This is a genomic window from Shewanella scandinavica, from assembly GCF_031932065.1.
Taxonomy (GTDB): Bacteria; Pseudomonadota; Gammaproteobacteria; order Enterobacterales; family Shewanellaceae; genus Shewanella; species Shewanella baltica.
This window is the reverse complement of record NZ_JAUOES010000002.1, coordinates 287,773-301,180: the sequence shown is the minus strand read 5'-3', so window position 1 is coordinate 301,180 and position 13,408 is coordinate 287,773. Positions and strand designations below refer to the sequence as shown.

Annotated in this window: 12 protein-coding genes; 2 read left to right on the top strand and 10 right to left on the bottom strand. The window is 46.0% G+C overall.

What is annotated here, in order from left to right:
• Nucleotides 1-606: 606 nt before the first annotated feature.
• Nucleotides 607-1,155 (bottom strand): D-glycero-beta-D-manno-heptose 1,7-bisphosphate 7-phosphatase, encoded by a 549-nt coding sequence (gene gmhB / locus Q4Q50_RS02755; RefSeq protein ID WP_311898271.1) that lies wholly within the window; start codon nt 1,153-1,155, stop codon nt 607-609.
• A 464-nt stretch (nt 1,156-1,619) separates the two neighbouring features.
• Here gmhB and Q4Q50_RS02750 point away from each other — a divergent pair, with 464 nt between their 5' ends.
• Both Q4Q50_RS02750 and Q4Q50_RS02745 read left to right on the top strand, forming a co-directional pair.
• Nucleotides 1,620-2,291, top strand: coding sequence for a GntR family transcriptional regulator (locus tag Q4Q50_RS02750; RefSeq protein WP_106650864.1), 672 nt, complete (start codon nt 1,620-1,622; stop codon nt 2,289-2,291).
• A 91-nt stretch (nt 2,292-2,382) separates the two neighbouring features.
• Nucleotides 2,383-3,450: a ketoacyl-ACP synthase III gene (locus Q4Q50_RS02745; protein ID WP_261273882.1), complete on the top strand. Its 1,068-nt coding sequence runs from the start codon at nt 2,383-2,385 to the stop codon at nt 3,448-3,450.
• A gap of 87 nt (nt 3,451-3,537) precedes the next feature.
• Here Q4Q50_RS02745 and Q4Q50_RS02740 read toward each other — a convergent pair whose 3' ends face one another.
• The 9 genes from Q4Q50_RS02740 to Q4Q50_RS02700 form a co-directional block, all read right to left on the bottom strand.
• Nucleotides 3,538-4,128, bottom strand: a complete 591-nt coding sequence (locus Q4Q50_RS02740; RefSeq protein WP_261273881.1) for a lecithin retinol acyltransferase family protein — start codon at nt 4,126-4,128, stop codon at nt 3,538-3,540.
• A 145-nt stretch (nt 4,129-4,273) separates the two neighbouring features.
• Nucleotides 4,274-4,960 carry an exonuclease domain-containing protein gene (locus tag Q4Q50_RS02735; protein ID WP_261273880.1) on the bottom strand — a complete coding sequence of 229 codons (687 nt, stop codon included), beginning with the start codon at nt 4,958-4,960 and terminating at the stop codon, nt 4,274-4,276.
• 1 nt (nt 4,961) lies between these two features.
• Complete coding sequence (locus Q4Q50_RS02730; protein WP_311898270.1) at nt 4,962-6,809, bottom strand: DUF294 nucleotidyltransferase-like domain-containing protein; 1,848 nt, start codon at nt 6,807-6,809, stop codon at nt 4,962-4,964.
• Nucleotides 6,810-7,033: 224 nt separating this feature from the next.
• Nucleotides 7,034-8,770 (bottom strand): sodium:solute symporter family protein, encoded by a 1,737-nt coding sequence (locus Q4Q50_RS02725; RefSeq protein WP_311898268.1) that lies wholly within the window; start codon nt 8,768-8,770, stop codon nt 7,034-7,036.
• An 11-nt stretch (nt 8,771-8,781) separates the two neighbouring features.
• Nucleotides 8,782-9,048 (bottom strand): DUF4212 domain-containing protein, encoded by a 267-nt coding sequence (locus Q4Q50_RS02720; protein WP_106650870.1) that lies wholly within the window; start codon nt 9,046-9,048, stop codon nt 8,782-8,784.
• Nucleotides 9,049-9,688: 640 nt separating this feature from the next.
• Complete coding sequence (locus Q4Q50_RS02715) at nt 9,689-10,309, bottom strand: thiol:disulfide interchange protein DsbA/DsbL (RefSeq protein WP_259571838.1); 621 nt, start codon at nt 10,307-10,309, stop codon at nt 9,689-9,691.
• Between the two features lie 122 nt (nt 10,310-10,431).
• The gene (locus Q4Q50_RS02710; protein WP_311898266.1) at nt 10,432-11,295 is read right to left on the bottom strand and encodes an SDR family oxidoreductase; all 864 of its coding nucleotides are present in this window, start codon (nt 11,293-11,295) and stop codon (nt 10,432-10,434) included.
• 56 nt (nt 11,296-11,351) lie between these two features.
• Entirely contained in the window at nt 11,352-12,557 is a 1,206-nt protein-coding gene (locus Q4Q50_RS02705; protein WP_311891738.1) for an HD-GYP domain-containing protein, read from the bottom strand.
• Nucleotides 12,558-12,782: 225 nt separating this feature from the next.
• The gene (locus Q4Q50_RS02700; protein ID WP_063884806.1) at nt 12,783-13,280 is read right to left on the bottom strand and encodes a DUF2919 domain-containing protein; all 498 of its coding nucleotides are present in this window, start codon (nt 13,278-13,280) and stop codon (nt 12,783-12,785) included.
• Nucleotides 13,281-13,408 lie beyond the last annotated feature (128 nt).

The following is a 13,408-nucleotide window of genomic DNA, read 5'->3' as shown; positions in this document are numbered from 1 at the left end:
CTGTTTTGATTCGCTTTGCTTACTAAAAAGCAGCGCGTTTCAATTCATACATTACTGTATGTACATATTACTATGAACACTCAATCACGCTTCCTGTTAAGGAGAATGACTTGAAAACATTGATTTAAATTTTGATTACTCACTCGAAAGTAAAGTAATTTCGATTAACTCAACACCTGTGAGTGTCCACACAGATTTGCTTGATAAATTGTTAAAGAGCATGGTTATTGGCTTATTCAGCGTTTAACCGTTGACCCCGCTGGGTCAGTGGATGCGCATTATAGGGATGTCAGATTTTACCGCAACCCCTTTGACGCGAATAATTACGAAAAACGATTCAAGCGCACACTTTTTAAACTAAAAGTGTGTTTTAACGCCAATATTATCGAATTTGTGCTGAGTTATGGGAAAAGATGAGGTAAACCCAGCGCTAGAAATGACAAGAGCCAACCTATTGGTTAGCTCTTTATTCAATGTTGGATCGCTTTTCACGCAAACTCTCATCCAACAAGAGCGGCAACTCGCGCTACTGGTTACTGTGATAGTTGCTGCTTGAGATGAACTTATCAGCAAATGTTTATCTGCTTATAAGTAGTAGCGTAGCAACTAGCCCAGGCTTTTTAAGTAAGCCGGCACATCGGCAATACTGTCCAGTACCACGGTGGCATCACTGTCATCAGCAATAACCTTACCACTGCGCACTAATATACGTGTGGTTACGCCCGCCGCTTTCGCTGCCTGCATATCTTCGGCTTTGTCGCCAACCATGACTGAGAGAGCTAAGTCTATTTTCAGGAATTGCGCAGCATCATTGAGCATACCCGGCTTAGGTTTGCGGCAATCACAGTCGACCTTATATTCCCCTATGCCATTTTCAGCATGGTGCGGGCAATAGTAGATACCATCGAGTTCAACGCCTTTGTCGACAAAGTTCCAATCCATCCACTCCGTTATGCTGTGGAATTGATCTTCTGTGTACATACCACGGGCAATACCAGATTGATTTGTGACGACAACTAACTTGTAGCCCATTTCCTTCAAAGAGAGGCAAGATTCAAACACACCTTCGATATATTCGAAGTCATCCACTAAGTGGACATAACCATGATCTTTGTTAATCACGCCATCACGGTCTAAAAATACTGCTCGACTCACTGTAATACTCCAAAATCGCCTAAGGCGTTATCGCGCTATTATTCCATTCATTATCAGAAATTGCACCGCGAAGTTGTGCTTTTAGCGCTAAATTGAGCGTTGACGTTACTTATGGCGAGATGTAAACAAAACTGTCCCCAAAAGCCCCAGTGCTGGAAATGCCTTGTCCAACTTTCTCTACACCTTTGAGTTCATGCTCAATTGATGAGCCTGTGATCTGGCTAATCAAAGTACTTCATTACAAGAGATAAACAGCCCTCTGAGAAAAATGATAGCCGTTGCAATAGAGATTGATTCCAAGAACGGCGTTTAATAGAGAACGCTAGAACCATCAAAACCCTCGCCATTTGGGCATTGTTAATCCCTAAGATGCAGCATTCAATCAAGCATTCCCCTTTATTTGTGGTGTTTTTAACGGTAATCTTGGGCAGATAACGAGAAAATACCCGAAATAGACGGAAATAATGAGTCGAACTACGCCTATAGTCCACAAAACCCGCACCCAGTTAGTTGTTGAAGTGCTCAGAGAGAGAATTCTTTCAGGTGACATAGCCGCAGGAGAACCACTCAGACAAAGTGCCTTGGCTGAAGCGTTAAATGTCAGCCGTATTCCGGTGAGAGAAGCCTTATTGCAACTCGAAGCCGAAGGACTCGTTAAGTTCGAGCCCCATAAAGGTGCGACGGCGACCGTGTTATCCGTCGAGCAAGTCACCGAACTTTTTGAATTACGTGCCATGATCGAAACCGATCTGCTCGCTAAAGCGATCCCGCGACTTCAAGACGCTGATTTAGAAAAAGCTGAACGTGTACTCGAACAATTGGAATCGGCCTTCAAACATGAGGATGCCGTTGCCAGTTGGAGCGAGTTGAATACGCAATTTCACACTTGCTTATATCAGGCGGCTAATCGCCCACACACCCTTGAGGTTGTTCACGGCCTCAATACTAATTGTGATAGATACATTCGTTTGCAGTTATTGCTCGCGGGGGGGATTCCTGCTGCAGAGCATGAGCACAGAGCTTTGCTCAACCACTGCAAACTGAGAGAAACAGAAAAAGCGACGGCGCTACTGCGTCATCATATTCTGCATGCCGCAATGACAATTCGAGATCTCGTCGCCAAACAGGTGGTCTAGATCACGGACGACCATTAGAGTTGCCGATAAGCTTTGTTGTCGATTCAAGGCAGCGCTCAGGTTCTGCCTTTTTTATTTGAGAGAAACCACCATGCAGTACGCCACTATCACAGGTTGGGGCAAATGTGTTCCACCAGCCACCTTGACCAACGATGATCTTGCGACCTTTATCGAGACATCCGATGAATGGATTAAATCTCGCACCGGCATCAGCCAGCGCCATATCAGTCATGTTAACACCTCTGAACTCGCTTCAGTTGCAGCACAACGTGCACTCGCAGCTGCGGGTATCGATGGCAGTGAAATTGACATGATCATTCTGGCTAGCGCCAGCCCAGACACTTTGATCCCGAATATCGCATCCACTGTACAAGCTAATATTGGCGCCAGTTGTGCCGCGTTCGACATCAATGCTGCCTGCAGTGGCTTTTTATATGGCTTAGGTTTAGCCAGCTCACAAATCAAGAGTGGTCAGAGCAAGAAAGTATTAGTCATTGGTGCTGAACGTTTATCTTTCTATCTAGATTGGTCACGCCGCGAAACTGCCGTGTTATTCGGCGATGGCGCAGGTGCCGTTGTTGTTGAAGCAACAGATGTTGCCGGTGGCGTGCTCGGTTATGAGCTGAATAACGATCCTGAAGGTCGTGACATTCTTAAAGCTGGCTTTGGTACGGCGATGGACAGATTCTCTGCCGAGTCATTGGATTTCTTTATTGAATTCGATGGCCAAGAAATCTTCAAGCGTGCGATTAACGGAATGAATAAATTGAGCACTAAAGTGCTTGAAAAATGTGGTGTTGATAAGGATGAAGTGGATCTTGTGATCCCGCATCAAGCCAACGAGCGCATTATCGATACCTTAGTCAGCCGAATGAAAATTCCGAAAGAAAAAGCCTTCGTTAACATTGCCAATTATGGCAATACCTCGGCAGCAACCATTCCGATTGCGATTTGTGATGCGTTAGAGCAAGGCGTGATTAAGCCAAATCAAACCATACTCTCTTGTGCCTTTGGCGCCGGCTTAACCTCTGCTGCACTCTTGCTGCAATGGGGCAACCGCGTGACGCCTATCAATATCAGTGATGCCGAGTTACCGCCTTGCGATAAAACAGGCATAGAGTTAGTTAAACGCGCTGTCGATTATTTTTGTAAGCCGTAAACGGTTTCTGCAAAACGGTAATATCGTGTTTTACTAAGACAGAAAGCCATCGATTAAGATGGCTTTTTTAGTTTATGACGACAAAACTTATTCATTCAGCTTGCTCATCTCATCCCAATAGATAGCTTGATTAAAATACTCGGCGAGTTTTTGATTTAACTCATTAAAACCTTTAACCACCTCTTCGCCCCTTTGACTAATACAAGACCAGACAAATCGATGGCAGTTATTGTCGAATAAATCGTACTCACGATATTGATAAATCGCCTGCTCGGCACGGGTTAACACAGCATCGGCGATGAGTGGTTGATGCAGATGATTACAGGCAAGATAGATTTGGCTGCCCGTTCGCCCCGCCAAGAAACGCTTTACCGACACTGCCCGCACCAACCCTGAACCGTGTAACTCAACTAAGCAATCGTCACCAAGCCAGATACCCGTATGTTCAATTACGCCAAAGACATAACAACAGACAATACTGCCTGGGATTGGCGCAACTTGTTTTAATCCCTTTTGCCATTGACTCGGCGCCGCCACCATAGCGCGATTGGCGACGGGATACTTAGGGGCCTTACCGAGTAATCTGTCGCGCTCAAGTTGCTGACGCTTCTCGCGCTCATCGGCCAACAAAACTGCGCCAATTACGGCACTGCCCATCCAAAGCAAAGGTAACGGCATCATGTTCTCCTACACACTCAGTTTATTAGAGTGAAGTACAAGTTGGTTGGATTGCCAAGTTGGCGGCATTGATTTTAAACTTAAAGTTAAGCTTAAAACGGGTTACATAGTCTAGCCTGTAAGTGATTAACCTAAGATGAAACTGCTAAGTTGATTGCCGCAATAAATCTGCCACAGTTAGTTGCCCCGCCCCGCCCATGGCCGCCATTTGCGCCAATAATAATTCTCCGCAAGCTAAGGCATCGGTCAACGCACTGTGGGCAGTATAAATGGGTAAACCGTACCGTTCGCGGCAAGCGCCAAGGCGCAAACTGCCCTCTTTAATCACTGAGTGTTCCCGTAGCAAACGATGCCTTTCAAGCAAGAGTGTATCAATGGCGGGTAGGACAAGGGCTTGATGATAAATCGCCAATAAATCCTGCTGCAGAAAGCGACAATCTAGCGGAGCATGATGCGCGACCAGCACTCGACCATAGGTTTGATTGATAAACCAGCCCATGGCTTCCTCAATCGTCACCGCCTGCACCAGATGATTATCGAGGATCCCGTGGATCGTCGCGCTTTGGCCAACACTACCGCGAATTTGCACTAACTTTTGTTCGGCGCGCGCCAAAGGGATCTCGCCGCGCTCAATCGGCACTAAGCCAATACTGAGAATTTGATCTTGCTGCGGATTGAGACCTGTCATCTCTAAATCCATCGCCACCAAAGGTGCTTCGGATAACGGCATCGCCAGCAGAGGTAATAGCGATTGATAATAGCCCTTAAATAACTGATGTTGGCAACGTAGCGCCCGCCAATTAAGTTTCGTTTTCAGCAGCAGTGTATTCATATCAAAAACTTCGCATGAACTTCATCTTCATCCCCGCCTGCGCCTCATGCACCACTTTAAAGGCATCACGTAGCTGATGGCGGACCAGCGAAGATAAATGTGCGGGTAACAGATAATTGCTCACCTCTAGCCCGAGATTATGTTGATAACCTTGGTTCGATAACCGCATATGGGCGATAAACTCGTGGGCATCGGCAAGATTAAGCGCATCTTTACGATTGAGAATGTTTGCGTCCATCAAGGCACGGATACGTTTCGCAGTATTCACTTCTTTAATCCCTGCCGACAGGGCATAAACACGGGCAATATCGTTGATCAAGGCATTGCCTTTATGCTTCAAATCTATACCTTTGACTTCGCTGCCATCACGTTCGAGGACAAATTTGCGGAAAAAGCCCAGCGGTGGCGACTCCACCAGCGAATTACCTGTCATGCCCGCGAGGAAAATATCGTTATCACGGGTTTGAGCTAAGACTTTATCCTGCAGCGCATCAAATAAGGTTTGTGGACCGTAAACCGAGCGCATATCGAAGAAGATACTGGCGTGCATTAACGCCTTAGGCTCAGGCGTTACCACCCATTTTTCAAATACCTGTTGCCACTGTTTAAGCGACATTCGCCACTGAGGGTTTTGCGCCATAATATTGCCGGGGCAAAACTCATAACCGCATTGATCAAGTCCAGCACATACGGCATGGGTTAAGGCATCAAAATAACCTTTAGCAAAATCATCCATCTCTTCTGCGACTAACAGACCATTATCTTGATCCGAACATGCCGCTTGATCTTGACGTCCCTGCGATCCAAACGCCAACCAGCAAAAGGCCATCGGCGGTTCACCGAGTAATTGCTGATTGAGCACGATTAACCGCCGTGTCAGCGCATCGGTGACAGAGGTTAACACTCGGCCAATTTCTTCGGCTCTGGCATCGGCACTGATCAAATTTTGCAGTAACAGCGGAATTTGCTTACTGACGCCAATTAAACTGGCAAGATCCTGCTGCCGTTCTATCTCACCAATCAACAGCAGCGGTTGTGAGCCCTGCCCGCGCAAGATGTCAGTACTGGTCACCATACCGATGGCTTTATCTTGGTCGATAATAGGCAAGTGATGAATGTTATGCTCGCTCATCAGTAGCATGGCTTCAAAAATCAACGCATTGGAAGAAATTGAAATCGGCGAAACCGTCATGGCTTGATGCACAGCAACGCTGCCATCAAGCCCTGCTGCTAACACCCGATTACGTAAATCCTTATCAGTTAAAATCCCAACTAGTTTGTGATTATCCGTTACCAACAGGGATGACACTCGGCTGTTTCGCATTAACAGTGCCGCCTGCGTTACGCTAGCATGGGCATCGATAACAATAGGCGCAGATGACATTAATGTACTGATCCGGCTAGTGGTCGTCAGATCTTTCGCCTTAAAGCGAGCCTCATGGCGCAAACGTTTAGCAAATGCGCGGGTAAAAAATTTATCGAAATTGCGGCTCTCGCTTCTAAGGTTATCGAACAAGGTTTGGGGCAAATGATAAACCAAACCGTCTTCGAGAATAGCGACCTTGTTGACGACTTTCTCCCCCGATAACAAGGTCGAAAAACCAAAAAACTCCCCCTCGCCGACTCTATCGACCAGCACACCGTCAGGATCGCGCACCTCAAAGGCGCCGCTGCGCACCATATATAACTTAGGTGAGTTAGCATCAAAATGAACATAACCAGAGGCTTTACTGTAATAGCCAACAGTGACAGCCTTAGCGCAGCGCACCACAACATCTTCAGGCAGAGTATCAAAGGGCACTAGCCCTTGTAGAAATTGCACTACGGGTTGTAACTCACTGGCATTCATAGGCAACACCTTCTTTTTAAGCGAAACTTTTACTTATATGTCATCACTATAGCCTGCATTGTCGCGGCGCTACATTCGACTAAAGTCAGCCCTAGGTTGAGTGCATTAACTCATCAATACCTTGGCTAACCAACTCACTCAACGACAGGAAAACATATTCGAACGCAATAAAAAAGAGCGCCGAAGCGCTCTCTTGAGTTGATGCGAATGATTAAGCGATGAGCTTAGTGACCGCTCGCTTCACCCGAACCTTTAGGGAAGCGAATCGATTCAACCATTTCTTGAACATGCTGTGGTGTAGCCGTCGTGACTCGACTGACTAACGCTGCCACACCGAAGTTCACTAACATACCCACCATACCGATACCTTCTGGCGAAATACCAAGGAACCAGTTAGCGGCAACGTTATCGGCTGGATTAACAAACTTGAAGTAGATGATATAACCCGCAGTAAACAGTAAACCCGTTAACATACCGGCAATCGCGCCTTCTTTGTTCATTGTCTTAGAGAAGATACCCATGATGATCGCAGGGAACAGTGATGATGCTGCTAACCCGAAGGCGAACGCCACCACCGCGGCCACAAAGCCTGGTGGATTCACCCCAAAGTAACCCGCAATCACAATGCCCACACCCGCCGCTAAACGAGCAAACATCAGCTCTTTTTTATCGGAGATATTTGGCATCAAGTTTTTCTTCAGTAAATCGTGTGAGACCGAGGTTGAAATCACCAACAACAAACCCGCAGAAGTTGACAAGGCCGCCGCTAAACCACCCGCTGCAACCAAGGCGATAACCCAGGCTGGCAAGTTAGCAATTTCTGGCGTAGCTAATACTATGATGTCGTTATCGATCTTCATTTCGTTTTTACTAGCAGGATCTTCCATCTTACCAGCTGCGTAGTAAAGTTTGCCGTCACCGTTTTTGTCGTTCCACTTGATCAAACCGGTTTTTTCCCAGTTTTTAATCCACTGCGGCGCAGACTCATAGGCCACACCTTGCGAATCAGCACCGTTAATGGTTTCAATCATGTTTACGCGAGAGAACGCTGACAACGCTGGCACTGTGGTATACATGATACCGATGAACACTAACGCCCAACCCGCAGAGATACGCGCATCTTTCACTTTAGGTACAGTAAAGAAACGCACGATAACGTGGGGTAAACCCGCAGTACCCATCATTAACGCGCCAGTAATACAGAACACATCAATCATGCTCTTAGAACCGTCGGTGTAAGGGGCAAAGCCAAGTTCAGTTGACACATTGTTGAGTTTTTCAAGCAAGTAAACACCACTATTATTACCCGCGGCATCGAGCAGTTCAGCACCGAAACCCACTTGTGGAATAATGTGGCCTGTCATCATCACAGACAAGAATATGGCTGGCACCATGAAAGCGAAAATCAATACACAGTACTGAGCAACCTGAGTGTAAGTAATCCCTTTCATACCACCGAGTACGGCGTAGAAGAACACGACTGCCATACCGATATATACGCCCGTGTCGACTTCCACTTCTAAGAAGCGAGAGAACACCACGCCCACACCGCGCATTTGCCCTGCAATATAGGTAAAACAGATAAAGATGGCGCAGATAACTGCGACAGTACGCGCCGCCTGTGAGTAATAACGCTCACCAACGAAATCTGGCACAGTAAACTTACCAAACTTACGTAGATACGGCGCCATACACAGGGCCAACAATACATAACCGCCCGTCCAGCCCATTAAGTACACGCTACCGTCGTAACCGACAAAAGACACGATACCTGCTAACGAAATAAACGATGCCGCCGACATCCAGTCTGCCGCCGTTGCCATACCGTTCACTACAGGGTGAACGCCACCACCTGCGACATAGAATTCTTTGGTTGAACCCGCTCGGGTCCAGATTGCAATCCCAATGTAGAGCGCAAACGAGAGCCCTACGATAATATACGTTAGTGTTTGAACATCCATCTCAACGCTCCTTAGTCTTCTTGTACGTTATATTTTTTATCTAAGGCGTTGGCTTTTGCCGCGTAGACAAAAATAAGCGCAACGAATACATACATAGATCCCTGCTGTGCAAACCAGAAACCTAATTTGAATCCCATGAAATGGACTTCATTGAGTACATCAACCAATAAAATGCCGCATCCAAAAGAGACTGCCGCCCAAATGGCTAATAAGCTCAGTACGAGACGTAAATTCTCGCGCCAATAACCTTTTGCCTTGTCATTGTTTTCAAAACCCATAGTGACTCCCCTGTACTGTTTTAATTTTAAGTCTTGTTTAATCTAGCAACAGCTGGTGTGAGCACAATCACGACTTTCGTCTAACTCGTGATTCAAAACACTGTCCATAAATAGTGAATAGAAATAAATTCAATGAGTTAACAATGATTTTACATTTGGATACAGTTTCAACTTTTTCAACAGGTTAGACCAATGTCGAACAAGAATGAGTGGGATTTAGGTGAATAAGGCGGGGAAACAAGTAAAAAATAGGAATAACGTGTTGTCTGAGCTGGGAAAATTAGGAATTTAAACAACCTTAAAGATGACTTTAGACTGAAAGTGCATCATATGGTTTGAGGGTTTAACCACTAAAGATGGATGAGATATCAGCATTCGTTCTTCAATCAATAGGCGATTTCAAATCACTCATCCAAGTCACGTTAGGCCGGCAGCAAAGCCGTTTCATTTCAGCATTTCACTTAATAGTTATTGCGTAATTTGATTCACAATTGCTTTTTCAATTTCAGGCAAAAAATAACCCAGCCTAGACTGGGTTATTAACGCTAGATTAGCGAATAGCGGGATAAGTTTCCCAATGCGGCTCGCAAGGCACTTATTCGTTAGCCGCGATGAGTCTATCTCCATTTATTAAACGCGGTTACTTAGCAGCTAAAAACTTAACTAATGCCGCCAACTCTTCTGGCGTGTGCGCGGTCGACGTCAGCATATAACGGCCATTAACCAGTAATGACGGTACGCCCTTAATCCCAGCAAGCTCAGCTTGAGAGTCATAATTCATTAGGGTGAATTTGGCATCGACTGAATTCATTGCGGCATCAACATCATCCACTTTAGCGCCTTGGGCGACAAAGAAGGCTTTAACCTGTTCAGGCGCAGTAAATTGCTCACCTTTCTCATGGATTTGCTTGAAAATAGCGCCATGGGTTTGTTTAGTCATCTTTAATTTTTGCGCCACATAGTAGGCAAGCTGACTCAGTTCCCAAGCAGGACGGCCGGCGCCCACTGGGGTACGCTCAAAAGCCACATCTTTGCCGAGCATTTGCACTGTCAAGTCCATAAGCGGTTCTTGCTTATAGCAATGTGGGCAGTTATAGGAGAAAAACTCTCGCAGCACTGGCTTTTGCGCTTCGGTAATCCCCGCCACAGTGACGTAATCTTTGCCTTCTTCGAAACTTGCGGCCTGCAGTGCAAAGCTGGCACTCAACATTAATCCGCACGCCAATGCGGCTATAGGTCGAACTCGATTAAACACGCTCATTATATTGTCTCTTTTTATTCGTCATTGGTTTAAATAAGGATGACACATTCGCTCAAGCAAAACTTGGAACCCAAAGATAACCTAAAAGTTCAGCTTTTACCTTTAACAATAATTAACCTTTCTCAACATGCCGCTAGCATATCCAGCGGAGAAGCATACTGATATCGAAAGCCTAAATCTGTGACAATTGCGTCACCTTGGATGACTTTACTCGGCATAGATTGTTGATTAAATTCGGGCGCGACTAAACCAAGGGACTCGGCGGCGGCGTGATAAAACTCAGCTTTAGTGGGGTGTGTCGGCGCGCAAAGGTTGTAAATCGGTGCCACAGATAAACCTGAACCCGTTGCCGCGAGAATCCGACTTACCGCGCTGACACAATCACTTAAGTGGACTAAATTCACTGCCACATTGGCGCCACTGACATCGGTTTTTCCGGCAAGGAAACGTCCAGGATGACGTTTGGGGCCTACGAGCCCCGCAAAGCGGACAATACAGGCATGGGGCAAGGCTTGGAATAAAGCTTCTGCATCTAATAGCACTTGGCTGTCGCTAGATTCTGCCAAGGCATCGGCTTCGGTCATCACTTTATCTTTGGCCGGATACACGCCCGTAGTGCTGATAAACACAATCTGCTGATATTGCCAGCCTTGGCTTAATGCGATGAGTTGTTGCAGTTCTTCAAGATACGCGGCGTTACCGCGCTTTAATCGGGGAGGAATATTGACCACCAGATAATCGGTTTGAAATAAACCGCTTAACGCCTGAGCATCGGGGGCAGAGGGTGCTTCGCTACCCAATTGCAGCGGATAGGCTTCAATCCCGACCTCAGTTAATGCCGATAATTCTTCGGCGCTGCGCTTACAGCCTGTGACTCTATAGCCCTCATGGACAAGCTGCTTTGCTAAAGCAAAACCAAACCATCCACAACCGACCAAGGCAACACTGGATTTTACTGCGCCATTTTCTGCTTTTACATTCGCCATATTAGCCCTAAGGGAATCATATCAGCGGATAGAATACGGAACTTAGCGCATAAGATTCAAGTTTGTAGCGAACTAAAATAAAAACTAACCCCTTTATCGACTTGCAAGGTACGAATAGCGCCCTCGGACAATTCTTCCGCTTTGATGGCTTTTTGCACTGTCACGCCTTCATCACTTAAGAAACGCAGCGATGCGTCACTCCCGTCCGCTTTGCAAGCCCAGACTTGCGGCTGACTTACTTCTTTGGTGGTCATGATCACTTTCGCAATACTGTCATCGGAGAGCTTTACTATCGTTCCCGGTGGGTAGATGCCGAGAATTTTAACCAACACAGAAATCAGTGATTCCGAATGTTTACTCGCACGGTTTTTAAACAAATAACCTAGTGCCACTTGAGGAGATGTTACTTGCTGACCACTGAGCTGCTGATCGTAATCATTTGCTAAACTCACTATCTGCGTAATGATTGGGATCTTATGCCCCGTCAATCCATCAGGAAACCCTGAACCATCAACAAATTCATGGTGATGCAAAATGACATTCAACACCTCTTTAGGGAATAATCCCGACCGATTCAGCATGTCAAAACCAAAATTAGGATGCATTTGCAAATAGCTGGCTTCGTGTGTCGTTAGCGCGCCACGCTTTCGGCGGATGACATCGGGCACTTTAAGCTTACCGATATCATGCAGCAAACTGCCAAGAGCGATATCACGCAACTCTCTTGGGGTTAAATCCAGCGCATGACCTATCATCATTGCCAACACAGCCACAGAGACGCCATGTTGAGTCACACTCACATCTTTCTCATCCATCCCAACCAAGGTAAGGAACGGTGTTTCAACTTCCTGCAAATGGCTTAGCAAGTCTTCGACCAGTGCCGCCGATAATCGATAGGCGCCTTCTGGATCGCTGACTATTTTACCAAACACATTACGGGAATTATTCACATTCATTAAAAAACGCTTTTGACTTAAACGCATCGCCTTACGGGTATCGGCCTTGAGATCCCGTTCGGGTTCGACTGCTATCTCGTCTTCAATGTCTTCGTCTTCTTCAACAATATCCAGTTCTGCATTCGATTCCGACAACAAAAACACATAGGGAACCCCTAAGCCACGGATCATTTCGATTTGAGCGGCACTGCTTATATCAACGCGGTTAAATAAAAAGGGGTGATTCGTCCATGACAAGGGCAACTTGACTCTCATGCCAAGTTGAATTTCTGATAGTGATAATTTTTTTTGAGGTACTTTTGCCACGCAGTATGACTCCTTTCAAATGTGATGCGAGACATAAACAGATGACCTCATCTGCGTATCCCACAGGGCACATTCAAGCTAAGTACATATAACTATAGATGATTCAAAGCGTTCGATGCAGAGTACACATGAAAAATCCTTATCAAACTGAGGCATAAGACACATTAATTTGTGCCCTGCGCCTCAGTGTTAAATAAAGGGACTAAATAACAACAGGATAGGATCTTAAGGCTGAAGCTCTTTTTGTTCTATTTTTGGCTCTTCTTTGGGCCAGTCACGGAGATAATAACTGAGTCGCTTCGATTTAATGAGATAAATGCCCGACCAGAACAAGACTAACGCGTCTAAAGCGAGGCTCCAATGGAATAGGAATTGGCCATGGTTCAGCCGCTGCCCCAGCAAGACACCATCAATCATCAGCAGCAACCACAGACCCCATTTCAAATGCACAAAAATAGGTCTTAACCATTGAGGCGAACGGCGACGTTCGGCAATCACCACAAGATAAATCAAAACCGCGCCCAGTCCCGCCCCGAGTGCTAGCAAAAAATCTGACTTTTCAGGGTAAAAAATCCGCACTAACTCAGAACGGTCACCCATCTGGGTCAGCGAGGCGATAAAAATGCACCAACCGCGCGCAAGATAAGCCAAGAGTGCGTATAAAAAGATCGGCGGTTTAATATGGCCTTTATCATCGAGCCAAGTGATGTGACTGAAATTCAAATAGGTTTCCAATTAGCAAAAACTAAAACAGCATATTAAGGAGATGGTGCCAATCGCGGCTAATTCAATAGCCAAAGCAGACTATCTTTCCCCCATTTCTTTTTACGCGTGCAAATAAAAATAGCGCC

Bases quoted from the DNA above. Each gene is read 5' to 3' on its own strand.
- Q4Q50_RS02710 (WP_311898266.1), bottom strand. From the start codon at position 11,295: ATGGCGAATGTAAAAGCAGAAAATGGCGCAGTAAAATCCAGTGTTGCC.
- Q4Q50_RS02740 (WP_261273881.1), bottom strand. From the start codon at position 4,128: ATGCCGTTACCTTTGCTTTGGATGGGCAGTGCCGTAATTGGCGCAGTT.
- Q4Q50_RS02750 (WP_106650864.1), top strand. From the start codon at position 1,620: ATGAGTCGAACTACGCCTATAGTCCACAAAACCCGCACCCAGTTAGTT.
- Q4Q50_RS02715 (WP_259571838.1), bottom strand. From the start codon at position 10,309: ATGAGCGTGTTTAATCGAGTTCGACCTATAGCCGCATTGGCGTGCGGA.
- Q4Q50_RS02720 (WP_106650870.1), bottom strand. From the start codon at position 9,048: ATGGGTTTTGAAAACAATGACAAGGCAAAAGGTTATTGGCGCGAGAAT.
- Q4Q50_RS02735 (WP_261273880.1), bottom strand. From the start codon at position 4,960: ATGAATACACTGCTGCTGAAAACGAAACTTAATTGGCGGGCGCTACGT.
- Q4Q50_RS02745 (WP_261273882.1), top strand. From the start codon at position 2,383: ATGCAGTACGCCACTATCACAGGTTGGGGCAAATGTGTTCCACCAGCC.
- Q4Q50_RS02730 (WP_311898270.1), bottom strand. From the start codon at position 6,809: ATGAATGCCAGTGAGTTACAACCCGTAGTGCAATTTCTACAAGGGCTA.
- Q4Q50_RS02725 (WP_311898268.1), bottom strand. From the start codon at position 8,770: ATGGATGTTCAAACACTAACGTATATTATCGTAGGGCTCTCGTTTGCG.